General features: G+C 60.8%; 25 protein-coding genes. 9 read left to right on the top strand and 16 right to left on the bottom strand.

The features are described from left to right. Positions 1-51 precede the first annotated feature (51 nt). Together RUI03_RS14185 and xrtD are read right to left on the bottom strand one after the other, a co-directional pair. On the bottom strand, positions 52-1,320 hold the full coding sequence (locus tag RUI03_RS14185; protein ID WP_317288121.1) for a glycosyltransferase family 4 protein: 1,269 nt from the start codon (positions 1,318-1,320) through the stop codon (positions 52-54). Then, the gene (gene xrtD, locus RUI03_RS14180; RefSeq protein ID WP_317288120.1) at positions 1,307-2,905 is read right to left on the bottom strand and encodes a VPLPA-CTERM-specific exosortase XrtD; all 1,599 of its coding nucleotides are present in this window, start codon (positions 2,903-2,905) and stop codon (positions 1,307-1,309) included. Before xrtD ends, RUI03_RS14185 begins: the two co-directional genes overlap by 14 nt. Before the next feature lie 367 nt (positions 2,906-3,272). Between xrtD and ffh the strand changes: the two genes are divergently transcribed. Genes ffh through rimM form a run of 4 tightly spaced genes read left to right on the top strand, consistent with a single transcriptional unit; the run spans position 3,273 to position 6,194 of the window. Then, positions 3,273-4,787: a signal recognition particle protein gene (ffh, locus tag RUI03_RS14175; protein WP_317288119.1), complete on the top strand. Its 1,515-nt coding sequence runs from the start codon at positions 3,273-3,275 to the stop codon at positions 4,785-4,787. After that, positions 4,784-5,206: a hypothetical protein gene (locus RUI03_RS14170; protein WP_317288118.1), complete on the top strand. Its 423-nt coding sequence runs from the start codon at positions 4,784-4,786 to the stop codon at positions 5,204-5,206. Before ffh ends, RUI03_RS14170 begins: the two co-directional genes overlap by 4 nt. A 16-nt stretch (positions 5,207-5,222) precedes the next feature. Next, entirely contained in the window at positions 5,223-5,618 is a 396-nt protein-coding gene (gene rpsP, locus RUI03_RS14795; protein WP_410795882.1) for a 30S ribosomal protein S16, read from the top strand. Between the two features lie 15 nt (positions 5,619-5,633). Continuing rightward, positions 5,634-6,194: a ribosome maturation factor RimM gene (gene rimM / locus RUI03_RS14160; RefSeq protein ID WP_317288117.1), complete on the top strand. Its 561-nt coding sequence runs from the start codon at positions 5,634-5,636 to the stop codon at positions 6,192-6,194. Here the strand turns inward: rimM and RUI03_RS14155 are convergent. Beyond that, on the bottom strand, positions 6,164-6,967 hold the full coding sequence (locus RUI03_RS14155; RefSeq protein ID WP_317288116.1) for an SDR family NAD(P)-dependent oxidoreductase: 804 nt from the start codon (positions 6,965-6,967) through the stop codon (positions 6,164-6,166). The genes rimM and RUI03_RS14155 overlap by 31 nt on opposite strands. 92 nt (positions 6,968-7,059) lie before the next feature. Between RUI03_RS14155 and RUI03_RS14150 the strand changes: the two genes are divergently transcribed. Next, positions 7,060-7,335 carry a hypothetical protein gene (locus RUI03_RS14150; RefSeq protein WP_317288115.1) on the top strand — a complete coding sequence of 92 codons (276 nt, stop codon included), beginning with the start codon at positions 7,060-7,062 and terminating at the stop codon, positions 7,333-7,335. 3 nt (positions 7,336-7,338) lie between these two features. On the opposite strand, the gene pheT is transcribed toward RUI03_RS14150, so the two are convergent. From pheT to rpmI, 6 genes are all read right to left on the bottom strand, one after another. Next, positions 7,339-9,723 carry a phenylalanine--tRNA ligase subunit beta gene (gene pheT, locus RUI03_RS14145; protein WP_317288114.1) on the bottom strand — a complete coding sequence of 795 codons (2,385 nt, stop codon included), beginning with the start codon at positions 9,721-9,723 and terminating at the stop codon, positions 7,339-7,341. Between the two features lie 8 nt (positions 9,724-9,731). Continuing rightward, positions 9,732-10,121, bottom strand: a complete 390-nt coding sequence (locus tag RUI03_RS14140) for an acyl-CoA thioesterase (protein ID WP_317288113.1) — start codon at positions 10,119-10,121, stop codon at positions 9,732-9,734. After that, complete coding sequence (locus RUI03_RS14135) at positions 10,118-10,759, bottom strand: hypothetical protein (protein WP_317288112.1); 642 nt, start codon at positions 10,757-10,759, stop codon at positions 10,118-10,120. The genes RUI03_RS14140 and RUI03_RS14135 overlap by 4 nt, the downstream gene beginning before the upstream one ends. Positions 10,760-10,765: 6 nt before the next feature. Then, on the bottom strand, positions 10,766-11,800 hold the full coding sequence (pheS, locus tag RUI03_RS14130) for a phenylalanine--tRNA ligase subunit alpha (protein WP_410795961.1): 1,035 nt from the start codon (positions 11,798-11,800) through the stop codon (positions 10,766-10,768). A 141-nt stretch (positions 11,801-11,941) separates the two neighbouring features. Then, a complete protein-coding gene (gene rplT / locus RUI03_RS14125; RefSeq protein ID WP_317288110.1) occupies positions 11,942-12,298 on the bottom strand; it encodes a 50S ribosomal protein L20 in 357 nt (118 codons plus the stop codon). 14 nt (positions 12,299-12,312) lie between these two features. Continuing rightward, on the bottom strand, positions 12,313-12,513 hold the full coding sequence (gene rpmI, locus RUI03_RS14120) for a 50S ribosomal protein L35 (RefSeq protein WP_317288109.1): 201 nt from the start codon (positions 12,511-12,513) through the stop codon (positions 12,313-12,315). 185 nt (positions 12,514-12,698) lie between these two features. Here rpmI and RUI03_RS14115 point away from each other — a divergent pair, with 185 nt between their 5' ends. After that, on the top strand, positions 12,699-13,433 hold the full coding sequence (locus tag RUI03_RS14115) for a hypothetical protein (protein ID WP_317288108.1): 735 nt from the start codon (positions 12,699-12,701) through the stop codon (positions 13,431-13,433). Here RUI03_RS14115 and RUI03_RS14110 read toward each other — a convergent pair. From RUI03_RS14110 to RUI03_RS14090, 5 genes are all read right to left on the bottom strand, one after another. Further along, complete coding sequence (locus tag RUI03_RS14110; RefSeq protein ID WP_317288107.1) at positions 13,430-14,950, bottom strand: carboxylesterase/lipase family protein; 1,521 nt, start codon at positions 14,948-14,950, stop codon at positions 13,430-13,432. The genes RUI03_RS14115 and RUI03_RS14110 overlap by 4 nt on opposite strands. A gap of 65 nt (positions 14,951-15,015) precedes the next feature. Beyond that, positions 15,016-16,362 carry a hypothetical protein gene (locus RUI03_RS14105; RefSeq protein WP_317288106.1) on the bottom strand — a complete coding sequence of 449 codons (1,347 nt, stop codon included), beginning with the start codon at positions 16,360-16,362 and terminating at the stop codon, positions 15,016-15,018. A 100-nt stretch (positions 16,363-16,462) separates the two neighbouring features. Then, a complete protein-coding gene (locus RUI03_RS14100) occupies positions 16,463-17,038 on the bottom strand; it encodes a Smr/MutS family protein (protein ID WP_317288105.1) in 576 nt (191 codons plus the stop codon). Continuing rightward, positions 17,016-18,293: a murein transglycosylase A gene (locus RUI03_RS14095; RefSeq protein ID WP_317288104.1), complete on the bottom strand. Its 1,278-nt coding sequence runs from the start codon at positions 18,291-18,293 to the stop codon at positions 17,016-17,018. Before RUI03_RS14095 ends, RUI03_RS14100 begins: the two co-directional genes overlap by 23 nt. 6 nt (positions 18,294-18,299) lie before the next feature. Further along, positions 18,300-18,947 (bottom strand): Tim44/TimA family putative adaptor protein, encoded by a 648-nt coding sequence (locus RUI03_RS14090; protein ID WP_317288103.1) that lies wholly within the window; start codon positions 18,945-18,947, stop codon positions 18,300-18,302. 113 nt (positions 18,948-19,060) lie between these two features. Between RUI03_RS14090 and RUI03_RS14085 the strand changes: the two genes are divergently transcribed. Both RUI03_RS14085 and secB read left to right on the top strand, forming a co-directional pair. Next, a complete protein-coding gene (locus RUI03_RS14085; protein ID WP_317288102.1) occupies positions 19,061-19,456 on the top strand; it encodes an FxsA family protein in 396 nt (131 codons plus the stop codon). A 96-nt stretch (positions 19,457-19,552) separates the two neighbouring features. Continuing rightward, positions 19,553-20,056, top strand: a complete 504-nt coding sequence (gene secB / locus RUI03_RS14080; protein WP_317288101.1) for a protein-export chaperone SecB — start codon at positions 19,553-19,555, stop codon at positions 20,054-20,056. Positions 20,057-20,110: 54 nt separating this feature from the next. Here secB and RUI03_RS14075 read toward each other — a convergent pair whose 3' ends face one another. Together RUI03_RS14075 and RUI03_RS14070 are read right to left on the bottom strand one after the other, a co-directional pair. Continuing rightward, complete coding sequence (locus RUI03_RS14075; protein ID WP_317288100.1) at positions 20,111-20,965, bottom strand: CpsD/CapB family tyrosine-protein kinase; 855 nt, start codon at positions 20,963-20,965, stop codon at positions 20,111-20,113. 43 nt (positions 20,966-21,008) lie between these two features. Further along, positions 21,009-22,637: a hypothetical protein gene (locus RUI03_RS14070; RefSeq protein WP_317288099.1), complete on the bottom strand. Its 1,629-nt coding sequence runs from the start codon at positions 22,635-22,637 to the stop codon at positions 21,009-21,011. 192 nt (positions 22,638-22,829) lie between these two features. On the opposite strand from RUI03_RS14070, the gene rfbC reads away from it, so the two are divergent. Further along, positions 22,830-23,441, top strand: coding sequence for a dTDP-4-dehydrorhamnose 3,5-epimerase (gene rfbC / locus RUI03_RS14065; RefSeq protein ID WP_317288098.1), 612 nt, complete (start codon positions 22,830-22,832; stop codon positions 23,439-23,441). Positions 23,442-23,468 lie beyond the last annotated feature (27 nt).

Genomic DNA, 23,468 nt, shown 5'->3' with positions numbered 1-23,468 from the left:
CAACTTGTTTTGTATCTGAAAACGGCTACCTGCCGCGGCATCGGTGCCGGATCAAGACGCTCGCACCGAACCTGTCGCGGGATGCTCTGCGAGAACATCGCGATAGATGGTCATCATTTCATCCGCTTTTGCCGACCAGGAAAATGTCGTCTCGACGCGCGCGCGTCCTGCCTGGCCCATCGCCTCGGCTTTTGCCGGATCAGCGGCGATCGTGGTCATGGCCTCTGACAACCCCTGGATCAGGGCGTCATGCGATAGGGGCGGGACCAGAATGCCTGTATCCTCGGTGATGTAGTCGCAAGGTCCGCCCCATGCCGTGGCGATGACGGGCTTTGCACAGGCCATGGCCTCCAGCACCACGGCCCCGCCGCACTCCCAGACACTGGGCAGCACGAGCGCCGTCGCCGCGGCCATATGTTCACGCACCTCTGACTGCGGCATCTGTCCCAGAAAGGAAATGCGTGCTGCTGATGGAAGGGAGGCGGCCAGCGCCTCGAGCTTCTCGCGGTCGGCGCCCTGGCCGATGATCTGCAGATGCGTCTGGGGTGGCAGGCGGTCAAAGGCCCGCAGCAGAATATCCACCGCCTTCCAGTGGACCAGCCGGCCAACGAAGACAAAGGTCGGCTCCGCCGGTGTGGTCGCCTTCGGCATGACCCAGCGGTCGAGATCCACGCCGTTCTCTACCAGCTCGACGACCCGATCCTGAGGGGCATTGTCGGGCAGGCCCGAGGCTGTGCGCCGGTTCGCAACGATCAGGCGAGATGAGTTTCGTTTCGATGGAAAAACGAAATGGCCAAGCGTGGTCAGACCGGTCAGCAGGCGTTTCAGCTTGCCGGTGCCGGCCCCATGACTTGCCTCGAATCCATCGGGGTAGGACATGTTGCCGTTCATTGGGCCACAGATAAGGGGGACGCCATCCAGCTTGGAGAAGACCAGCGCCTTTGGCGCCACGGGGATCACCTGATGGATGAGATCATAGGGCTGACTTTTATGGGCCGCCTTCACCGCCGCACCGAGACGCAGATTGGTGATCATTGCCAGAACCTGCAGGCCGAGCTCACGGATCGCCGTGGGCTTGTCCTTGATCAGGCGGTAGATGCCTTTCTCCAGCGGCGCGTCCTCGACAAACCTGATCGGCATGTCGGCATAGCGCGAGGCCATGAGTTCCTCGCGGCACCGTGCGTGGGTCAGGATTTCGGCATCGACGCCGCGCTGGCGCAACTCGCGCAGCCAGTGGAGGGGGAGGATGGCCTCTCCCCCCATGTTTTCTGATGCATTCGGCCCGACAAGCAGGACGCGCAGAGATTTATTCAGGGACATATTTCGGCAGTAGCGGTTCCAGCCGAACACGCAAGGCTTCAAGACGTGCTTCTGCCTGTTCGAGTGTTTCCGATGCCAGAACCGGCGTCATGATGCGCACCATGGCACCATCGGACCGGTGCTTCGTCACCGCATCGTACATGACCGTGAACTTCATCATGAACTCGTTGGCGACTTTGCGGCCGCGCTGATCGTACCAGTAATAGACGAGCAGGCGATTCTCACCCTGCTGGATGATCATGCGGTTGTGGTGATAGGTCCGACCGTCTGCACGGGTGACAGGAACGATATCCCGGCTCTGGATCTGCCATCCGCCGCCCGGCAGGCACTGCATGGGCGAATGCCATGAGCGTCCGTCACGCTGGGCCTCAAGATAGGCAATGTAGATATTGAGGAGGTCGCCCTCATCATTGCGCATATCCATGACGATGTAGTCATCGGCACCCAGCACGTTTTCCACATCCATGGTCAGGGCTGTCTCGCGGACACTGTAATCCGGGAACTCCAGCGGCAGAACCTGCAGTGGTTCACGCTCAGGAATGATCAGCTGACGCTGCAGCACACCATGGGCAAAAACGCCGGAAAGCAGAACCAGAACCACCGTGATGATGCCGTTGCGGATGAACAGCTTTTCGGTCCACACGCCGGTTGGATTGGCTGGCTTGACGTCGTCGACGCTCACAAAGACCAGCGGGTTCTTCTGGCCGCGCATGAGGGTGAAAATCCAGATCACGCCAACCAGCATCGCGATACACAGAAGGAAGACCATCCAGCCTTCAAACATGTGCAGGAAGCCTTCAGTGTGGTTGCCGCCCACTTTCTCGATGAGAATACCGGTCAGAGCGATCCGGACCGAGTTCATCAGGATCGTGATCGGAATGGTGGTCAGGAAGATGATAATCCGCTGCCAGAGGGGACCTGTGTAAAAATACGCGGCAAGGGCGCCAAGGCTGAGGAACGGGAAGAGGTAACGCAGACCGCTACAGGCCTCGACGACTGCCAGCTTGGTGGAGGGCAGTTCAATGACGTTGCCGCTGAGATAAACGGGAATGTCGAACAGCCGCATCATGTCGACGCCGAGGGACGAAGACATCAGCTGGAATTTGCCAGAGAGGACCGTGATGACCCAATAGGGCGGCGGGATCATGAAGATCATGTACGCGATCGGGACAATCATCACCGCGAACAGTGAAAAGCCGCCAAGCATGAGCGGCAATGCCACGAGGATCGCCATGAAGCCCAAATGCTGCAGCAGGAAAATATGCGTCAGGGCGCCCACATAGAGGAGGAGGCAGCCGCCGATCATCGGGATCAGGCCAAACAGGCTGGGTTTGCCCGCGCTCATGGGCAGGATACGGCGACGCTCCCACAGCATCCAGCCAGCGACGAGCGGCAGGAAGTAAGAGTGGTTCAGTTCCTGGGCCTGGCCCCACCGGAACCAGAGGTTGCCCAGAGCTGCCCAAAAGGCAAATGCAACAACCGCAATGATCGAAACAAGAACAATGGCAATCGTGCGATAGCGGTTATTCTTGAAGAAAGCTCCGGCCGAGAATCCGGACCTGTCCAACGGCAAATTTGCACTCATAAAAATTGATTATCCTCGACCTAACGCACCATATCGTCTCAGGCGCACAACAAACAACACCTGGGACCTCTCCCGCCCTATAGTTTGGCAAGTTCGATGTGCCACAATTAACGAAACGCTTTGTGAACACAATCACATGCGCTGCGACTTTTCCTGCCTTTTCGGCGTCTATTGACCTTTTCTCATGTTCTGCGCATAAGCCGACCTCAAATTTCGGTCAGCGCAAAGGATCTGCGCGTCTACCGGCACGACCCCTTCGCGATCACGGGTAAGCACCCATATGCAAGGACGAGGCCGGGGATGTCCCGCCGCCAGGGTAACGCCCTCGCGGCGGCAATTGTCGTTTGGCTGATATGAAGGTGAATTGATGTTCGATAGTCTTTCTGACCGCCTCTCTGGTGTCTTTGACAAACTGCGTGGCCGCGGCGCGCTGAACGAAAAAGACGTTGAAGAGGCCATGCGCGAAGTGCGCATCGCCCTGCTGGAGGCCGATGTGGCGCTGCCGGTGGCGCGTCAATTCATCGCGAAGGTCAAGGAGCGCGCGGTCGGGCATGAAGTGCTGCGCTCGGTCACGCCCGGCCAACAGGTCGTCAAGATTGTCCACGATGTCCTGATCGATACGCTCGGCGGCGGCGACAACGCCCACGAACTCGACATCGCCAAGGCCCCGCCGGTGGCGATCCTGATGGTCGGTCTTCAGGGCTCCGGTAAGACGACTACGAGTGCGAAGCTGGCTCTCCGCCTGAAAACCCGGGACAAGAAACGTGTCCTGATGGCGTCGCTCGACACCCGCCGTCCCGCCGCCATGGAGCAGTTGAAGGTCCTGGGTGAACAGGCCGAGGTCCAGACCCTGCCGATCATCGCCGGTCAGACGGCGGTCCAGATTGCCCAGCGCGCCATGGAAGCGGCCCGTCTTGGCGGCCACGATGTTGTCATTCTCGACACCGCCGGCCGTCTGTCCATCGACGAACAGCTGATGGAGGAAGTCCAGCAGATCCACAGCCGGACGAACCCTGCCGAAACACTCTTGGTGCTCGACTCCCTGACCGGTCAGGACGCCGTCCAGACCGCCGAGAAGTTCAAGGCGCGTGTGCCGGTAACCGGCGTAGTTCTCACCCGGCTGGATGGTGATGGGCGCGGTGGTGCTGCCCTGTCCATGCGGGCCGTGACCGGTGCGCCGATCAAGTTTGCCGGTGTGGGCGAAAAACTCGATGCTCTCGACGTCTTCGACCCCCAGCGTATGGCGGGCCGTATCCTCGGCATGGGCGATATCGTTTCGCTTGTGGAACAGGCTTCCGAGCAGATGGATCAGGACAAGGCGGAGAAAGCCGCCAAGCGCCTGGCCAAGGGTGAATTCGACCTTGATGATCTGCGTGAACAGCTCGTCCAGATGCGCAAGATGGGCGGCATGGGCAAAATTCTCGACCTGATGCCAGGCATGGGAAAGATGAAAGATGCCGTGACGGCGGCGGGGGGCTTTGAAGACAAGCAGATCCGCCAGCAGGAAGCTATCATCACCTCCATGACCAAAAAGGAGCGCAAGTCGCCCAAGATCATGAACGCGTCGCGCAAGCGGCGCGTGGCGGCAGGCGCAGGCGTTCAGGTGCAGGATGTGAACAAGCTCCTGAAATCCCACGCCGCCATGGCGGACATGATGAAGAAGGTCGGCAAGGGCGGCAAACGCGGCATGGCGGCCAATATGGCCAAGATGCTCGGCGGCGGCATGGCGGGCATGGGAGGTATGGGCGGCATGGGTGGCAGCCTGCCACCGGGTGGTCTGGGCGGCGGCGGTTTGCCGGGCCTGGGCGGTGGGCAGGGAGAGCTGCCGGATCTGTCCAAGCTGGGTGGTCTGCCCGGCCTTGGGGGACCCAAGAAGAAATGAGCCGTCTTGCCCTATCCGGACTGGTGCTGATGACGGGCTGCGCGACGATCGGGGCTGAACCCGACGTCATCAGCGCCATGAACTATCTTCAGGCGCCGATCACCGTGAGCTGTGCCCAGCAGGCATTGCTGGCCACCGACGGTTTTGCCGTGAAGGCGGCGCCGGGCCAGTCCGACGGGGCAGATCGCCTCGAAGCCCTCTTCAACAAGGATTTGCCGGTCACCGGCATCGTTCGAACCCTCAACGATGGAACTGGCGAGGTCAGCTTTTTTGTCCGCCTGGACAAGGACGCAACCCCGCTTGACCGCCGCGAGGCCAATTTCGCCGTGCGCCGCGCAGACGAGGCCGTTTATCGGGCCTGCGCGATGGATGGTCGAACCTTAACCGATGACGGCAACGTCATCATCGAAGCCGAATAGAAACGAAGGAAATTCCATGTCTTTGAAAATTCGTCTGGCCCGTGGTGGCGCCAAGAAACGTCCCTACTACTCAATCGTCGTTGCTGATGCGCGCATGCCGCGTGATGGCCGCTTCATCGAGAAAATCGGTTCGTACAACCCGCTTCTCGCCAAGGACAGCGAACAGCGCATTCAGATCAATGCTGAGCGGGCGAAATACTGGCTCGACCACGGCGCGCAGCCAACGGATCGTGTTGCTCGCTTCCTCGGCGCTCTTGATCTTGTGAAATGGTCGCACGGCGACAACCCGAACAAGGGCAAGCCTGGCAAGAAAGCGCTCGAGCGCATCGAAGAGAAAAAGGCTGCTGAAGAAGCCGCTGCCGAAGCTGCTAAAGCTGCAGCAGAAGCCCCGGCTGAAGAAGACGCCGAGTAAACCGGAGACCGGCAGATGGCATCGACCAAGCCGTCACCGGCCGATCCCCTCATCGTGGTGGGCCAGTTTGCTGGCCCCCACGGTGTGCGGGGGGACTTCAAGATCCGCAGCTTTACCGCTGATCCTGCCGCCATCGGGGATTACGGCCCGCTGACCGATGCGCAGGGCCGTACCCTGACTGTCCGTGTAGGGCAGGAGGTTAAGCCGGGTCTTTTCATCGTGCGCGCGCCGGAAATCCGGACGCGTGAGGACTGCGATGCCTATAGCGGCACCCTGCTGCATGTCCGCCGTTCCGTCCTGCCTCCTGCCGATGAGGACGAGTTCTACCTGACCGACCTGGAAGGCTTGGCTGCGTTTACTGAAAGCGGCGACTCTGCCGGCAAGGTGAGGGCTGCGGTCAATTATGGGGCGGGCGATATTCTTGAACTGGTCGATGTGCCGGACAGGAAAGGCCCAGTTATGGTGCCGTTTACTCGCGAAGCGGTACCCCATGTCGATCTTGCTGCGGGGCGGGTCACCGTCATCCTGCCCGATGACAATGATGATCAGCCACCGGAAGACGAAATGCGCGGCTGACGCGCCATGATGCCTTCGGCCCAGCTGCGCGGCAGCAGATGGGCAAGCGCCATCACGGTTTTGTTGAACAGTCCCGGGACGAAAACAGTGTGGTCGCGCTCAACGGCATCGAGCGCCTTTGACGCGACCTTCTCTGGCGACATTTTGACGAAACTGGGCAGGCGCTCCAGCTTTTCCTTCATATCATCCGCATAGATACCGGTGACCACAAGACCGGGACACAGGGCGCTGATCTTGACGTCTCGCCCGCGGGCCTCCGCGGCCAGGGCCTGGCTGAAATTGATCAGGAGCGCTTTGGTGGCTCCATAAAGGGTGTGGCTTGGCCCGCCGGGGATCATCCCCGCCACACTGGCCACGTTGATGATGCGGCCATAGCCCCGCGACAGCATCTTGCCGTAGGTGAGGTGCGCCAGTTGAACCGGCGCTTTGATCATGACCTGCAGAAACCGGGACTGGCCGCTCCAGCTTGTCCCGGCAAATCCGCCACCAATCGCGTAGCCAGCATTATTGACCAGGATGTCCGGTGCCCGGTCGGCCGCCTCCATTGCGCCGATCAGCGCGCCGGGCGTCTCCGCATCAGACAGATCTCCCGGCAGGACCATGGCGGAACGCCCAAGCGCCTCAATCTCTGACGCGAGGGCCAGCAGTGCCTCCTCGCGGCGAGCGGTGATTGCGACATGGGCGCCGCGTCTCGCCAGCTCCAACGCAAAAGCGCGGCCGATGCCAGATGAAGCGCCGGTGACGAGGGCCCAGCGGTCGGTATAGACAGTCATGATCAAACTCCTTGGCGCGAGGTTCATGTCCTAGCGGTGTTTGAGCCGTCTGGCATGTTAAGTGCAGGCATAGACCTGGAGAAGGAGGCCCCATGGGCGGCATTGCATTTCTTGGCCTGCTGATGGCCTGCGGCATCGTGATTTACTGGTTCGGCCTGAACAGTGAAAAGGGCGCACCGGGGAATACCGGCCTTCTCGGCATCCGGGGGACCGATGCGAAAGATGCCGTCCCGGTGCCGACCGATGCCAGGGATATTGCGCGCCTGTCAGTGTCCGCCCGTTTTCGGGCGCGGGTAAAGGGCGCGTTGGGGCGCACGGCGGTGGAGAGGGTCCGGGCGCGGTCAAAGCGCCAAGACCCTCAAGACTGAACCCTAGCCGCGTAAAGTGGCGTCCACAGCCTTCGTTGCCTGGGCGATCACGCGTTGGGCAACAGCATCGATTTCCTCATCGGTCAGGGTTTTGTCCGTTGGCTGCAGCGTGATCTCCAGCGCAATGGATTTGTGACCCTCGGGCACGCCCGTCCCCTGATAGACATCAAACAGCCGGACAGCGCTGATCAGCCTTTTGTCCGCGCCGCGGACGGCTTTCAATAGCGCTTCGGCTTTGACATCGTCCTTCACGACAAAGGCGAAGTCCCGACGAACGGGCATCAGCGCAGACGCGTTCAGCGCTGGCTTCGTCCGTGCACCCTTGTTTTTTGGTGCCGGGATGTTGTCGATGAAGATTTCCATCGCGGCCACCGGACCCGCCACATCCATGCTCTTCAGGACAGCGGGATGAATCTCGCCGAACTGGGCGATGATGTTTTTAGGTCCCAGTCCCAATTGGCCCTTGCGGCCAGGATGGAAATAAGCCGGACCCTGGGGCAGGGTCATCAGATTGCCGACAGCGACGTCGAGGGCCTCAAGCGTCGACAGAGCCAGCGACTTCATGGTGAAGACGTCCGGCGCCGATGGTGCCGTGTTCCACAGCTTGGCTTCGGCACCAAAGGCTACGGCGCACAACAGGCTTTCCTGACCGGAAGGTTGATCGGTGTTGTAGCGGCCGCCAATTTCGAACAGCCTGACCGTGCTGGCACCCCGCGCCACATTGCGGCCGATGGCGGCGACGAGGTTGGGCAGGGCGCCGGGGCGCATTGTGTCGAGGTCTGACGAAATCGGGTTCGACAGCTTCAGCGGCGTTGTCGCACCGAAGGCCTCTGCCACGCCGCCCTCGCAGAAGGCCCAGGTCACGGCTTCGTCATAACCGGCATTGACCAGCGCCACGCGCCCGGTCCGCTCCCGCTGCTTCTGCAGTGACGGACCCGGCGTTGCGACGCTGCGTTCGACGGGGAGGGTGGTGGTGGGCAGATGATCAAGCCCGTGAATGCGGGCGATTTCCTCGACCAGGTCTGCCTGACCCTCAATGTCCGGACGGAAGGTTGGGACGGTCACTTCCCATGTGCCGCCACGCTTCACATCGAAGCCAAGGGCGGTGAGGATACGTTCCTTGTCGGAATCGCTGACGTCCATGCCGGTCAGCTTTTCGACCTTGGCCGGGGAGAACTCGATCACTTTCCGCTCGGTCGGCGCCTCACCCGTAATCGATATTTCGCTGGGCTCACCGCCGCACATGTCCAGAATGAGCTGCGTCGCCAGTTCCAGACCGTCATTGATCGATGCGGGATCGATCCCGCGTTCATTGCGATAGCGGGCGTCGGAAATGATCCCGGTCTTGCGGCCGGTGCGCGCCATGAGGAGCGTGTCGAACACGGCGCACTCGATCAACACGTCGGTCGTTTGTGTCGTACACCCCGAATAGACACCGCCAATGATACCGCCCAGGCCCAGTACGCGGCTCTCATCTGCGATCACGCACATGGTCTCGTCAACCGTATAGGTTTTCTTGTCGAGCGCTTCAAATTCCTCGCCGGCCTTGCCCATGCGCGCATGAAGGCCGCCATTGAGCTTTGCAGCATCATAGACGTGCAGGGGGCGCGCCCGGTCATAAGAGACGTAATTGGTCACATCGACGAGGGCATTGATCGGCCGCAGGCCAATGGCACGCAGCTCATCCTGGAGCCATTTGGGCGAGGGGCCATTCTTGACGCCGCGAATATAGCGCGCGCCAAATGCGAGGCAGGCGTCAGGGGCATCAAGCATCACCGGGACGGGCTGTTCGAACTGGCCTTCGATTGGCGCCGCGGTATTGTCGATGAAAGTGCCCAGACCAGCGGCGGCTAAGTCTCGCGCGACGCCGGTCACACCATTCGTATCCGGACGGTTTGGCGTCACTTCGAAATCGATGACGGGATTGTCGAGACCCAGAATATCGGCGAGGGGAGTGCCAACGGTCGCGTCGGCAGGCAGTTCCATGATCCCGTCATGGTCTTCGCCGACTTCGAGCTCACGCGATGAACACAGCATGCCGAGGCTTTCAACACCGCGGATCTTCGCCTTGCTCAGCGTAATGTCGAGACCGGCAATATAAGTCCCCACCGGCGCGTACGCGACCTTAATCCCTTTGCGGGCGTTCGGTGCGCCGCAGACGATCTGCATCGCGCCGTCCTTGGTCTCGACGGTACAGATCTGCAATTTGTCCGCATCAGGATGAGGTTCAGCGGCGACCACATGTCCGACCGTGATGGCACTCAGCCGGTCAGCAGGGTTTTCAATTTCCTCAACCTCGAGTCCGACCTTGACCATCGTCTTGGCGATGTCGTCGAGAGAAGCTTCGGTTTGCAGGTGCTTTTTCAGCCAGGACAGGGTGAATTTCATCTTCGGCCTCAGGCGGTCTGTTCAATCGGGGTGGGTCGTCCATCGGCATCGACGGCGACATAGGTAAAATCGGCTTCGGTCACTTTGACCCGGTCGCCGAGCATCTGGCGGAGGACCCATGTTTCCACATGGACCGTGATGGATGTGCGGCCAACGCGCACAACATCCGTATAGCAACAGACAATGTCACTGACATGGACGGCGGACACGAAATGCATGGAATCGACGGCCACCGTCACGACACGGTTCTGGGCTTTCTCAACTGCGCCAATGGCGCCGGCAATGTCCATCTGGCTCATCACCCAGCCACCGAAAATATCGCCGGAACCATTGGCATCCGCCGGCATGGTCAGGGTGCGCGTCTGCAGCGTACCTTTGGGTTCGGTGGGCTGGCTCATTCCTCGTCTCCTGACGTGGGTCTTTTCATTCTGGTGGCGGTATAGCTTTGCCAGATAGGGTCGATTGGATCGGCGTGGCTGCGGCATGTCTTGATGCGGACAGGCTCAGCATAAGCATCGTCCCGTACCTGCCAGCACTCTTCGAACACGGAGCAATAGCAGACCTGCAGGGTCAGGCGCTGGGAATTGTCCTGCAGGGCCTCACCGATATACGTCTCAAGCTGTGTCCGATTGACTGGCGTATCAGGCCATTTGAAACGCAGGATCTCTTTGCGCTCCGTCGGCTGATAATAACCCAGCAGTGATGTCCAGCTGAAGTCCGCGGTCGCGCCCAGATCAGGCCCCAGGGTCGCCGTCGCCATCCGGTCATAGTCCGCGACCGGGGCACCATCCAGCAACAAAGCGCCGCTGCGGACAATTGCAACACCATTGCCGGAATTGCGAATATCCATTTCGATCCGCAAGGCGTCGGGCGCTGTACTGACAGACTTTTCGATATTCAGGATCGGCATGAACGATGCACGCTGGCTTTCCCGCAGCAACCGGCTTTCATCCCATGCCACCACAACGGCGACCACACTGGTAAACAGGGCGGCCACCGCAATGACGGTATTGGTATTGATCCGGCGTTGCTTCATCGCCTGTTAGAATCCGTAATGCTGCAGCCAGCGGCTGTCGGCAGCAAAGAAATCACGCAGGTCGGGAATGCCATATTTCAGCATGGCAAGGCGATCGATGCCCATGCCGAAGGCGAAACCCTGATACTCATCCGGGTCCAGACCACAATTGCGGATGACATTGGGGTGGACCATGCCGCACCCAAGGATCTCCATCCATTTTTCACCGGTACCGATCTTGATCGTGCCGCCATCCCGCTCATAGCCGACATCCATTTCGGCGGACGGCTCGGTGAACGGGAAGAAGTGGGGCCGGAACCGTGTGGTCAGCTCGTCGATCTCGAAGAAAGCCTTCACGAACGCTTCCAGCGTGCCTTTCAGGTGGCCCATATGGGTGTCCCTGTCGATGACGAGGCCTTCAACCTGATGGAACATCGGGGTGTGGGTCTGATCGGAATCGCAACGGAAGGTCCGGCCCGGCGCGATGATCCGGATCGGCGGCTTTTCATTCATCATGGTACGGATCTGGACCGGGGAGGTATGGGTCCGCAGCACCATGCGGCTGCCGTCATCCTTCTCGTCAAAAAAGAAGGTGTCGTGCATTTCCCGCGCGGGGTGACCGACGGGGAAATTCAGCGCTGTGAAGTTATGGAAATCGTCCTCGATGTCCGGGCCTTCGCGGGTGGAGAAGCCCATCTCCGCAAAGATCGCCTCAACCTCGGCAAAGACCTGGGAGACAGGATGGATACGGCCGCGAGGCAAGCTGGCCACGGGCAGGGTCACATCCACAGCCTCGGCCGCCAGACGGGCTTCCATCGCAGCATGTTCCAGGATGGCCTTCTGTGCACTGATCGCCGTGGCGACCCGGTCACGCAGGCTATTGAGGATCGGTCCGGCTTCTTTGCGTTCGTCGGGTGTCATCTTGCCCAGCGTTTTCATCCGCTCTGAAATCGTGCCCTTCTTACCCAGCGCAGCGACGCGGATATCCTCCAGCGCGCGCTCATCGGCGGCAGCGTCGATCCGGCCCATCAGGTCGGCTTCCAAACTCTTCAGGTCGTCCAGGGACATGTCATTCTCACGTCTTGCAATGTGTCGTCTTAGTGCCCGACAGGGCGGGGCCCTTCAACCACTCGAAAGGCCTGATATGCAAAAACCCGCTACCGAAGTAGCGGGTCTGAAAGTGTCGGCGAGGCGAGCGTCGCGTTATGCGAGCGCGCTTTTCGCCTGCTCTACAAATACCTTGAACGCAGCCGGTTCACGGGCGGCCAGTTCGGCCAGCATTTTGCGGTCCACTTCGATGCCAGCCTGCGAAAGGCCGTTCATGAAGGTGGAATAGGTCATGCCTTCCATGCGGACAGCAGCGTTGATCCGCTGGATCCACAGGCGACGGAATTCCCGCTTGCGGGCCTTGCGGTCGCGATAGGCATACTGGCCAGCTTTTTCGACAGCCTGGTTGGCCGTGCGGAACAGCCGCGAACGCGCGCCGTAATAGCCTTTGGCCTGGCTAAGAATTTTCTTGTGACGGGCGGCGCGGACGGTACCGGTTTTGACTCGTGACATGGTTCAGGACCTCCTTAGCGCGCGTACGGCATGTATTTCAGAACGATCGTGCGGTCGGCTTTCGACATCACGACGGCCTTGCGTTTCTGGCGGATCTGCTTTGGCGTCCGCTTGATCATGCCGTGGCGTTTACCGGTCGCGCGCGCAATGATCTTGCCCGTGCCCGTGATTTTGAACCGTTTTTTGGTCCCTGATTTCGTCTTCAACTTTGGCATTTCGGTCTCCATATTCTGAGAGGCGCCGCAAAGGACGCGATGTGCCGCCACCGAGGCATGCCAGGGCCAGGGGCGGACGAAGGCGCGGTGTTTAGCGGTTGAGCCGAAAGATGCAAGCCGGAATCTTCTGAAAAGGCTTGGCAATCTCTTGCCGTGCATTGCGTCGGTCATATCTCCTATCAACAATGATGGACGAAGCAATTGCAGACCGGATGGACCGGATCGTCGCTGCGGATGATGCAGCCCTCGCGGCGTCGTTTCTGCTGCAATTTCCCGACTGTACAGCCCATCTGCGGCGCCTTGCGGAAAAGCACGGGGCCGAGGCCGTCGTCCATGAGATCGATCTTCTGACCACGCCGCGTGACGAGCCCAGCCTCGACACAGAGAAAGTCGAGGTCCGGCTGCAGGGGCACTCGGTCCTCTTTGGGCGCGACCATGCCTATCTGATGGTCATTGTCGACGATCACCCCGCCTTTCGCGACGATCCGCGGTTTGCCAACACGCTGGATGATGGGCGTCGCTACGCGACATTGGGTGCCGGACCGAAAAACCTGATGCCGTTTTTCTCGTCGCTCCTCTCAGGCGTGAACCGGGAGGCTGATTTGAGCCCGCTGCTCCACGACACATTCGATATAGAAATCCAGCATCCTGACGTGACCGCTGGAAAACGCACTGAACGAGCGGTGGTGGAACAGCTGTTCGATACCGATGCCGCTTATAATGACCGACTGAATTACGATATTATTCCGCTGGCATGGTCCGACGGCTTCAATTCCAACAGCTTCATATCCGGCCTCCTGGAAGTGAGCGGCTGGAACGCTGCGCGGCCTGGAAAAGTGCCGGGCTGGGACAAACCTGTCCCACCCGAGCATTTCGATCGTCCCGAGGATGAGCCGCCAGAGACGGCACAGGTCGCCTAATTCCCGGCGGCTGGCGAGGCGGCCGCCACCGCATCAATGCGGTTGAGAACAGGTTCGACCGGTTCCGTGGTCGGTGACGGCTTCAGCACCAGACGTTGGCCTTCCGACATGTCCGGCCAAGCGGGCAGTTTGCCGCCATTGGGATCGCCCGTGTTCAGGAAATTCACGACATAGGCCTGCATGAGGCCCGACAGATCCTTGTCCGCTGCTGTCCAGTCATAGACATCCTCAGCCAGCTCCTGCGTGCCGAGAAAATATTCGATGTCCGTGGAATGGCCCGCGCCCTCCGGCGAGGTCCAGCCGCCAGTGCCTTCTTTGGGGGCGGGGCGCGCCTGATCGAACAGATAGGCATAGACCGGTCGGCCCGTCTCGCTCATGGCCGCTGCCATCCGCATGGTGCCTGCGCCGATAAAGCTGTCGGATGCCAGATCGCGCGCTGCGCGCAGGACTTCGGCGTCGGTCATAGGACTGCCATAGGCGGCGTAGACGCTGTCGGCCTTGTCGCCGAACCGATTTTTCAACTGGGTCGTGAAGTTGTCGACGGTGGCGGGGCCACCCTGCAGCATGGCGCCCGACGACATCTCGGCGGAGGTCACGCCGACCATGACGGGAACATTGGCCACCTCGCCCGTTTCAAACGCGTCCCGCGGGTTTGACGTCAGGAACGTACCATCCATGCTGGGCCAGAACCGCATCTTCGCCGCCGTTTCGAGTACGGCATCGGCCGGTAGCGAACGCAGGGCGGCCAGATCAGGGGCCTCCATCGCAGCGCCCAGGGCCGCTCCATCGGCCTGCGCGGCCTCAAGAGCGGGCGGGGTCATCCCCGCAATGGATCCGGACTGGGCCAGCGCGCCTGCCACGTGGTCTTGCGTGACGGGAGAGGCCAAGAGCGCGCTGACCGCGAAGGAGCCCGCGCTCTCACCGCCTATCGTGATGCGCGCCGGATCTCCGCCAAACGCCTTTGCGTTCTGTCGGACCCAATCGAGCGCCATGGCCAGATCGAAAAGCGCGGCATTGCCGCCATCGAGATCGGGATGCGCCATGAAGCCGAACGCGCCGAGCCGGTAATTGACCGTGACCACTACCACGCCCTGGGACGCGAGGGCCGCCCCGTCATAGCGCGGTTCATCGCCGGACCCGGTCACAAACCCGCCGCCATGAATGTAGAACAGGATCGGCAGGGCCGCATCTGTCGCGGCCCCTTCCGGCGTCCAGACGTTCAGGTACAGACAGTCTTCGCTCACCGCGTCCGAGCGGAAAATCATGTCGCCATAGAGCGGCTGCTGCATGCACCGGTCGCCGAACGATGTCGCATCGCGCGTGCCTTCCCAGGCGGGCGCGGGCTGCGGCGGGGCAAAGCGCAGATCATCAAGGGGTGCAGCGGCGTATGGAATGCCCAGATAGGCCGTGACGCCCTGGTCATTGGCCGCCTGACCGACGAGATCGCCTTGAGTGACAGTGACCGGGTCAGCGGCCAACAGGCTGAACAGAGAGCTGGTCAGAGCGGTCAGTAGCATGGGGCATCCTCCAATTTTTTTCGCACGCTAAGGGGCGAGGGAGGCTGCGTCCATGCTCTTTCCGGTCAGGTGGCGCCAATACCGAAGAAGAAGAACAGGGCTGTCAGGATCAACAGCATGGAGGCGATCACCACGGCCCAGCGCAGTTTGGACTGGTTGGGATGGTCCTCAGGCTTTGAGAACGCAAAGAACAGGACCGGTACCAGGGTGACGTTTGCGACCAGCACGAAGATCGCGAAGCGCTGGGAAGGGAAAATCTCGCTGACATCCGTGGCGTGCTGGGAGATCAGGGCGCCGATGAAAGGCAGGCCCACGGCAAGGTCGATGGACACGACGATCCCCACATACGCCTTGGCGACGTCCTCGACCGTATCGATCAGGGCGCGGCCCATGCCGATGACCCGTGTCATGAAGGCAAAGCCATACTCACGACCGGCGATCAGGCCCAGGAACACCCAGGTGGTGCTCATGGGGATGTTGCTGACCTCTTTGAAGGCGAACAGCAGGGTGGCGTAGAAAAAGTCGATGATGGTGGCAGAGCGGATATCGGTCACCGCAGACTTGGTCTGCAGGATCCGCTGAACGGGGCCGCCGCGATTGGCAAAGGTGATGGCCAGCAGCACCATGATCACAGCCATGGCCGTAAAGCCTTCAAAGGCGGTCAACTCCCGCGGCAGGAAGACAAAAATGTTGGCGAAGTCCTGGATCAGCCAGATCGACCAGAGATAGGCGGTGGTGATCCATTGCAGCACGACCCAGTAAAAGGCCCCGCGGGCGCGGAGGCCGACCAGCGTCGTGATGATCTCCAGCGCAAGGATGACGCCCATCGCGACGTAATAGGTGTGGGCCGCCTCGATCGTGTTGAACACGTAGTACTGCAGCGTGAAAAATCCGCCGCCGATCACCAGAATGGCGCCGTAAGGGCTGAACGTCCCGGGCAGGTCGATCGGGTTGCGCAGGAACCATTTCTCTACCGTACCGCTGAGGATGAGATAGGCCCCGAGGCCGGTCGCGAAGGCCGCGCCGTAACCGATCAGGGATTTCTCCAGCATGGACCCAAGACCGCCGACCGACGCGAAGATCGTGAGGACCATGAAACTTGTGGATACCGGGATGCCAAGCCGGGTGATCACCACCAGCACGAGCGGCGGCAGCACGTGATACCACTCGATCGGAATGGGCGGATATTTGGCTTCATTGGCAAGGCGGCCATAGGAAGGGTCACCGCCATTGATGTGCCAGCCATAGGTGAAGGTCACGAGCAGGATCAGGGCCGCAAAAGCAAACAGGATGGTCCAGTGCAGATGACGGTTGGAGCCGATAAAGGTACCGAGTGTCTGCAAGGCGTCGTTTCCGACAACGGCATAGGCTGCGAATGCGAAGCCTATGGCGGCCCAGATGCTGATATCCATGGGTAAACCCTTATGCGCGATGGCACACGCGCATCTTTGCGAAGATGTCCCGCGGCCCTATCGGTTTTTTGCAACGCTTTGATGACAGCAGCAGTGAAGGTCAATGCTGCCGCAGGAAGACATAGAAGGCGCCGCGGCCCCCATGCTTCTGATGGGCCTGCTGCACCGAGCCGATCAGGCCGCGCAGGGGCGGCCGTTCCACCCACTCAAGAAACCGTTGGCGCAGGATGCCGCGGGGCACCTCCTCGAAATAGGCGTCGGTTGCATCGGGCGCACCCTTGCCAGTGATGACAAGGACGGCGCGTTCGCCGCGAAAGGCGGCGGCGGACAGGAAGCGCTGCAGCGCCTGTTCGGCCTCCGCCTGAAACATGCCGTGCAGGTCCAGGCTGGCGCCGATCGGCAACCGGCCGCGCGCGGCGCGCTTGCCCAGATTGGGATCACCGCCGCCAAACCGGGGCGCCTTTGACGATGCGGGCTTTGCCTTGGTCGTGCTGGGCGCGCTGACGCGGGGGACCTGATGTGGGGTGAGCGACGGCGGGGGCGTCATGTCCGGCGCGGTCTTTGGTGCGGGCAGGACGACGGTTCGGCGCTGCAGCGGTGTGACCTTCGTGGTGACATGATCCCACAGGGCTGCCTCGCTCGGGGTGAGGGGCCTATTCTTCCGTGGTCGGCGCATTCTGATACCGATCGAAAGCGGGTCTGGGCAGCAGCAGCGTGAGGGTCCCCGGCGCGTTCATGCGTCCGGCGAGCGCCGCCGCGTCATCACCGGGACCAAAGAAAATGTCCGCCCGCTGCGTCCCGCGGATCGCGCCGCCCGTATCCTGCGCCACCATCAGGCGATGCTCAAACGGTGCCGCACTGTCCTCGGGCAGTTCAAGAAAGACCGGCGCGCCGTACGGATAATATCGTGGGTCGATCGCGATGCTGCGTCCCGGTGTCAGCTGCAGGCCCTGCGCGCCAATCGGCCCCAGCGCGGGATCCGGCAGATTGTCGAGCGGCCGGAAAAACACATAGGACGGATTGGAATAGCGGATCCGGGCAGCATCCTCGGGCGCAGCATTGATCAGCCACTCTTCGATCGACTGCATGGTCACGTCTTCCAGCGCGAGGTGACCTTCGCGCACCAGGCTGCGGCCAATCGCAACATAGGCGCGGCCGTTCTTGCCGGCATAGCCGACCCGCTCTTCGGTGCCATCGGCATATCGCAGACGACCCGAGCCCTGAATCTGCATGAACAGAAGATCGTTCGGATCGAGGTATCCCAGCGGCTGACTACTGCGCGGCGGCGTGGTGATGATCTCTTCCTGATCGGCGTACGGTACAAAGCTGTTGCCAATGACCCGTCCCAGAACCTGGCGACCGGCGAGCTCATCGGAAAAAGCGCCAAGGTCCGCCGTGATGATGTCATCAGGCTGGGTCAGCACTGGCACCATGCCATCTGTGGGGACACGCGCGGCCGGATAGATCGGCTCGAAATATCCGGTGATCAGCGGCGCCTGCAGCGTGCCCGTCATCGATATCCGGACAGGCACGGTCATGTCTTCGAACAATGTCCGCACTGTGTCATTATCGGTACCCGGCAGTTCCGCCATCTGGAGGACAGCTTCGCAGAAGGGCCGCCAGTCAGCGATCACACCAGCCAGCTGAACCGGACCGTCGCCAATATCCAGGGTCTCGCGCGCATTGACGGGCTGATTGTCGGCCCGCTGAACAAGTCGTTCACAGCTCAGGGCCAGGGGGGGCAGCGCCGCCATCGGCGCGTCATCCTCCCAGCCGGTGAGGTCGGTAAAGCTGACGGGCGTAATCACCGGGGTCGCCGTTGCCACAACGCTTCCCGGCCCCGCTGTCTGTTTAGACATGATGAAAAAGGCGCCAGCGAGCAGCGCGGCCCCGCCGCCGACCAGCGCCGCCAGATGTCCCCAACGCCCCATGATGGATCAGCCTGCGGTCGGTGCTGCGCCGTCAGTGGCTGTCAGGATCCAGTTCGGATCGCGAGATTTCAGGGGCCGGGTAAAGGTCCAGCGATCCTTGACCAGGTCAATCCGGTTCGGATCGCCCTCAATCACTTCACCTTCGGCATTCTTCACGACACGGATCTGGTCGGATTGGAAGGCGATGACGATTTCAAAATGTTCGCTTTCGGTCCGGGCCGACAGAACGTCCGCCTTCTCAATGCCAACAAATTTGACGTCCATCGACTGCCCCGCATTGCGGCGCCCGTCCACGGCAATTTCAAAGGCCTTCATCACCGGCGGGTCGACATAGGGGCGGATGTCCTCCAGCGCGCCGGAGGCAAAGGACTGCACGATCATCTCATAGGCCTGCTTGGCCCCTTCGATGAAGGTCTTGCTGTCGAAAGCGGGATAGTGGGCCTGTACGGTCTGCGCCCATTCCGGCTCAGGCCGTCCGGTGACGATGGTCTCGGCGACCGGCTCATCCGCGGCGGTGGTGGAGACGGGCTCGCGCATCGGCGTGATGCGCTCACTCTCGTCGGGTTCATGGCCACCACGGGTGCCGAGGACAGAAATCAGCTGGTAGCTGAGAAAAATCGCAAGAACGATGAAGATTATAAGGGTCAGGTCCATTCACAGCATCATGGTTGGGGCAACACCGGCAGTTTCGGCCTCGCGCTTTACGTATGTGTTCCTATATAGGGAACTAACGCTAAATTCTCTACTTTCCAAAGACGGAGGTGCGATTGGCACTCCTCATTTTTGCGGTTCTGTTCGGTCTTCCGATTCTGGAGGTCGCCGTTTTCCTCAAAGCGGCTGATGCCATAGGCTGGCTAAACGTCATTTTCATGACCATCCTGACGGCAGTGGCGGGGACCGCGATCATCAGGTGGCAGGGCCTCGCCGCAATCAGGGAGCTGCAGCGCACTGTGGCGGACGGTCGCCCGCCGGTAGCACCGGCCGTGGACGGGGTCTTCCTTTTACTCGCCGCGCCGTTGATGATGACCCCCGGTTTTGTGACCGACACGCTTGGTTTTCTGCTGCTCGTGCCGCCAGTCCGTCACGCCATTGCCCGCTGGGCCTTGGGTAAGCTGAAGCGGTCGATGGATAATGGCCGGGTCACTATTATCAGGCCGCGATAGGCCGCCCGGCGGTTGCGCGGCAACTGCCCTCTATGGTAGCGCCCACGCCTCTTTCAGCACCTCCGCGTCCCTCGGCGCGGCCAGAAGGTAGAACACATGTCTGACACTCCCGCCGAACCGCAGGCCCCATCGGGCAATGCTCCGATGATGCGTCTTCTCAATCAGTATCTGAAGGATCTTTCGTTCGAGAGCCCGAACGCGCCGCATAGCGTCCGCCCGGACATGCCGCCCCCGCAGGTTGATGTGTCGGTTGATGTGAATGCCCGCCGAATCGCCGACGACCAGTATGAGGTTGAGCTGGCGTGCAGCGCCAAGGCGACCCGCGATGGCGATGCCGTGTTCCTCGTTGAAACGAACTATGCCGGCCTGTTCATGATCCAGAACCTGCCCGCTGAACAGATCGAGCCCGCTCTCCTCGTTGAAGCACCGCGTCTTCTCTTCCCGTTCGCGCGTCAGATCATTGCCAATTCGACGCGTGATGGCGGTTTCATGCCGTTGATGCTTGAGCCCCTCGATTTTGCGACGATGTACCGGATGCAACTGAGCCAGCGCCAGCAGGCAGCCCAAGGCGACGGACCGGCTCCGGTCGGCACGGCCTGACCTCAAACGGATCGATGAAATGAAAAGGGCGCCTCGTGGGGCGCCCTTTTTGTATCAGTAGTAGTATTCGTAGTAGGGGGAATGAGTCTCGGACTTGTTCAGGACCGTCGCGACGATCTTTTCCTGCGGCAGCTGCTCAATGGTCCGGCTGACCTCACTGAAACTGTGCTCGCCCGCCGCGACAACAACCACAATGCCGTCCAGCTTTGGCAGCATGGCAATGGTGTCATCACAGCCTGTCATCGGCGGAAGATCCGCGATGACGATGCTGTTCGGCTTGCGCGTCATGTAATCTAACGCCTGGCTCATCCGATCGCCGGCGAGAAACTCAGCGCTCATTTCCGATGACCGGTCCGTCAGCAGGAAGTTCAAGTTTCCCGCTTCCGTCCGGGTCATATATTCCCCGACATTCCCTTCACCGCGAAAGAAGCCGACCGACGACTTGAAGCCGGCCGCGTCCAGGTAATTGGCAACGGCGGGACGGCGGAAGTCAAAATCCGCCAGGGTCAAATGCTGCTCCGGTCGCCGGGCACAAGCCATGGCGAGGTGGATCGACGTCACGGTCTTGCCAGCACCGGGGGAGGGCGAAGTGACGCCCAGAATACGGGCACCACGATCCCGCATGGCGGCCAAGACCTGCGTCCGCAGGATGCGAAACGCGCCATCGACGCTGCGGGCATTGGGACCGGTCGATCCGAAATTCTCGCGGAATTTCTCATACTGGGCCTCAAGGACCGGATAGTCCCGTGGTGCGGCCGGCGCGTCCATGCCCTTGGCCAGGGCAGCGGACAGGCTGGGCGTGCCGTCGATCGTCGGCGTCGGACGCGGCTCAGCCTGATGGCTGACAGGCTCGTTGTCCCCACTGACCATGGACCGTGCCCTGTTCAGGGCCTGTTCGAATTCCTTCATAGTACGTCTCTCTCAGGCACCGGGGCCGTCAGTCGCGTGATCATCACGTCAGGGCAGACAGGGCTGTCCACGCAAAGCCCAGACTCAATACTAATGTTACGGCACTGGCCGCGGCAAAGGCCGCCATATTCTGGATCCGGACACCGGTGGTCTTGAAGCGCGGCACTTCGATGACCTTGATACCGGGGACAAGCTCGTGAACGTGCTTGGTCGTGCGGACCCGCGGCAGCATGACCTCGGGGAACAGCGCAGAGGCAAGGCCAACGACTGCCGCCACCGCAAAAATCATCAGGGCCAGTCTTGGCTTGTCCGGGCTGACGGGCGAGTCCGGACGGATCGGCTGCTCGATGATGCGCAGCTGTTCGGCCTTGGCCTGTTCTTCCATCGCCTCGGTCGTCTCAGCCGATGTCCGGTTCTGACGACGGCGGGCCAGATCAGACTCAAGCTGTTCTTTTTCCCGCTCCAGACGATAGAGCTGGCCCTCGACCACGGGGATCGCGCCAAGGCGGCTTTCGTTTTCCTGAATCTCGTCGTCGATGGCGGCGCGCTGCCTCTCCAGGTTGGAGATCTGGGCCTGCAGACGCTGAATCTGCGTGTTGTACTGATATTCCGTCAGCGAGGTGGACGGGGTGTCCGCCGGCATATTGGCCAAGTCGCGTTCCAGCGATTCCTTGCGCGCCGTGAGGGATGTAAATTCGGCGCTGCCACGACGGGCTTCGCTGATCTGTCGGGTGAGGTAGTCGATTTCCCGGCTGACGCGGCGGCGATAGGCGGGCGGATCGAGATCACGCTCCAGCGCCATCAACTCTTCCTTGGCGGCAATGACGTCAGGATAGCTTGGCTGATAGTCGCGTTCGAGCGTTTCCAGCTGGCGCCGCTTGATGCGCAGTTCCTGCTCTGCCGAGTTCTGACCGCCGGCGGCGCTGAGGTAAACCGGTCGACCGGCTTCCAGAATACGCAGCTCCTGACGCGCACTGTCCAGAGAAGCGTCAAGGCGTGACTGCTCCCCAGCCAGACGGTCGAGCGCACGAGTGTAAAGATCGCGGTTATCAGGCAGGGCCTGGGGGTTCTCCTGCTTGATGCGCCCAATCTCACCAATCACCGTATCAAGGGCGCGGCGCGTGTCGGCTTCCTGTTCGGAGAGGAATTCGGTGGTCTCGGCCGCGATTTCAGTCCGGTCCTCGACAGAGCGGTTCATGAAATCAGTCAGCAGGCGGTTGGTGACGCGCTGGGCCAGGGCAGGATTTTCGTTGCGGTAGCCAATGCGGACCGTGATCGAGCTCGGTGCATTGAACCGGCGGGAGTTCGAAATGCGGTTCACCGAAATCCAGGCTGAATCCCTCAACCGCTCGGCCCGCTGGTTGCCGGTCAGGCCCTCATCCCGAAAAAGGTTCAGTTCATCGGCAAGGACCAGAAGGTTGTCGCGCGCCGTCACCCGTGCAGCCAAGGCCTGCAGGCGCTGTTCAGCATCAGTCGACACGGCGGATTGAACGTAATTGTCCCGAATCTGTTGATCTTCGACGATCAGCGTCGCCGTGGATTCATACATCGGCGGCAGGGATTTGACGTAGATGAGACCAGCGATCGCAATGATGAGGAACGGGATGGCGGCCCAAAAGAAACGGCGCTTCGCGATGCCGACGAAATCTTCGGGGGCGAAATTCAGACGCATGAAATTCTCTCCTGGCAGCGCTAAGCCAACGTATCATCCCGGAATGTATGCAATTTCCGGTACGCCTCTACACGTCTTTAACGAATCTTTTTGCACTTGCGAAGTGAATCTTCGCAAACTCCATCTAGATGGCTATAGACTAGAGCGTGATTACGCTAACGCCCCGTAAACCAACTGAGGAATTGTGCTCATATGGTGCAAATAGATGCCACAGCCATCCCTGATGTGAAGCTCGTAACGCCGAAACGCTTTGGCGACCATCGCGGATTTTTCTCCGAGACTTATCGGGCGGACTGGGATCTGTTGCCAGAAGGCGTCGTCTTTACACAGGACAATCACGCCTTTTCTGCCACGCCGAATACCATTCGCGGTCTGCATTTCCAGTACGGCCCGTCGACGCAGGCCAAGCTGCTGCGCTGCGTTGTTGGCGCCATCCTCGATGTGGCGGTGGATATCCGCAAGGGCTCACCAACTTACGGCCAGTGGGTTGCGGAAGAACTGTCGGCGGAGAATGGACGGCAGCTTCTGGTGCCCCACGGTTTCGCCCATGCCTATCAGACGCTGACCCCGGACGCCCATGTCATGTACAAGGTCGATCAGGTCTATGATCCGCAGCGTGAAGGCGCGGTCCTGTGGTCCGATCCTGCAATCGGCGTTGAGTGGGCAAAGATCGATGCGCCCCCACAATTGTCGAACAAGGACGAAGTGGCGCCGAATTTGCAGTCGCTTGACACGCCGTTTGTTTATGACGAGCAAGCGCCGTTCCATTGCCAATGTCTTGACCGTTCAACGATATCTTCATGACGACGTGCCAAGCGGCGAATTAAAGGA

Origin of the sequence: Parvularcula sp. LCG005 (assembly GCF_032930845.1) — a bacterium.
In the GTDB taxonomy this organism is placed as follows: Bacteria; Pseudomonadota; Alphaproteobacteria; order Caulobacterales; family Parvularculaceae; genus Parvularcula.
The sequence above is the reverse complement of the archived record's forward strand: the minus strand, read 5'-3'. Positions and strand labels throughout refer to the sequence as shown.

What these genes read in the sequence shown, in the direction of transcription:
- secB (WP_317288101.1), top strand. Translation starts at nt 19,553, where the DNA reads ATGTCTGACACTCCCGCCGAACCGCAGGCCCCATCGGGCAATGCTCCG.
- RUI03_RS14070 (WP_317288099.1), bottom strand. Translation starts at nt 22,637, where the DNA reads ATGCGTCTGAATTTCGCCCCCGAAGATTTCGTCGGCATCGCGAAGCGC.
- RUI03_RS14100 (WP_317288105.1), bottom strand. Translation starts at nt 17,038, where the DNA reads ATGCGCCGACCACGGAAGAATAGGCCCCTCACCCCGAGCGAGGCAGCC.
- RUI03_RS14090 (WP_317288103.1), bottom strand. Translation starts at nt 18,947, where the DNA reads ATGGACCTGACCCTTATAATCTTCATCGTTCTTGCGATTTTTCTCAGC.
- RUI03_RS14140 (WP_317288113.1), bottom strand. Translation starts at nt 10,121, where the DNA reads ATGAGCCAGCCCACCGAACCCAAAGGTACGCTGCAGACGCGCACCCTG.
- RUI03_RS14185 (WP_317288121.1), bottom strand. Translation starts at nt 1,320, where the DNA reads ATGTCCCTGAATAAATCTCTGCGCGTCCTGCTTGTCGGGCCGAATGCA.
- rpsP (WP_410795882.1), top strand. Translation starts at nt 5,223, where the DNA reads ATGTCTTTGAAAATTCGTCTGGCCCGTGGTGGCGCCAAGAAACGTCCC.
- pheT (WP_317288114.1), bottom strand. Translation starts at nt 9,723, where the DNA reads ATGAAATTCACCCTGTCCTGGCTGAAAAAGCACCTGCAAACCGAAGCT.
- RUI03_RS14135 (WP_317288112.1), bottom strand. Translation starts at nt 10,759, where the DNA reads ATGAAGCAACGCCGGATCAATACCAATACCGTCATTGCGGTGGCCGCC.
- ffh (WP_317288119.1), top strand. Translation starts at nt 3,273, where the DNA reads ATGTTCGATAGTCTTTCTGACCGCCTCTCTGGTGTCTTTGACAAACTG.
- rpmI (WP_317288109.1), bottom strand. Translation starts at nt 12,513, where the DNA reads ATGCCAAAGTTGAAGACGAAATCAGGGACCAAAAAACGGTTCAAAATC.
- rfbC (WP_317288098.1), top strand. Translation starts at nt 22,830, where the DNA reads ATGGTGCAAATAGATGCCACAGCCATCCCTGATGTGAAGCTCGTAACG.
- RUI03_RS14170 (WP_317288118.1), top strand. Translation starts at nt 4,784, where the DNA reads ATGAGCCGTCTTGCCCTATCCGGACTGGTGCTGATGACGGGCTGCGCG.
- rplT (WP_317288110.1), bottom strand. Translation starts at nt 12,298, where the DNA reads ATGTCACGAGTCAAAACCGGTACCGTCCGCGCCGCCCGTCACAAGAAA.
- RUI03_RS14150 (WP_317288115.1), top strand. Translation starts at nt 7,060, where the DNA reads ATGGGCGGCATTGCATTTCTTGGCCTGCTGATGGCCTGCGGCATCGTG.
- RUI03_RS14095 (WP_317288104.1), bottom strand. Translation starts at nt 18,293, where the DNA reads ATGGGGCGTTGGGGACATCTGGCGGCGCTGGTCGGCGGCGGGGCCGCG.
- rimM (WP_317288117.1), top strand. Translation starts at nt 5,634, where the DNA reads ATGGCATCGACCAAGCCGTCACCGGCCGATCCCCTCATCGTGGTGGGC.
- RUI03_RS14115 (WP_317288108.1), top strand. Translation starts at nt 12,699, where the DNA reads ATGATGGACGAAGCAATTGCAGACCGGATGGACCGGATCGTCGCTGCG.
- RUI03_RS14075 (WP_317288100.1), bottom strand. Translation starts at nt 20,965, where the DNA reads ATGAAGGAATTCGAACAGGCCCTGAACAGGGCACGGTCCATGGTCAGT.
- RUI03_RS14110 (WP_317288107.1), bottom strand. Translation starts at nt 14,950, where the DNA reads ATGCTACTGACCGCTCTGACCAGCTCTCTGTTCAGCCTGTTGGCCGCT.
- RUI03_RS14155 (WP_317288116.1), bottom strand. Translation starts at nt 6,967, where the DNA reads ATGACTGTCTATACCGACCGCTGGGCCCTCGTCACCGGCGCTTCATCT.
- RUI03_RS14105 (WP_317288106.1), bottom strand. Translation starts at nt 16,362, where the DNA reads ATGGATATCAGCATCTGGGCCGCCATAGGCTTCGCATTCGCAGCCTAT.
- xrtD (WP_317288120.1), bottom strand. Translation starts at nt 2,905, where the DNA reads ATGAGTGCAAATTTGCCGTTGGACAGGTCCGGATTCTCGGCCGGAGCT.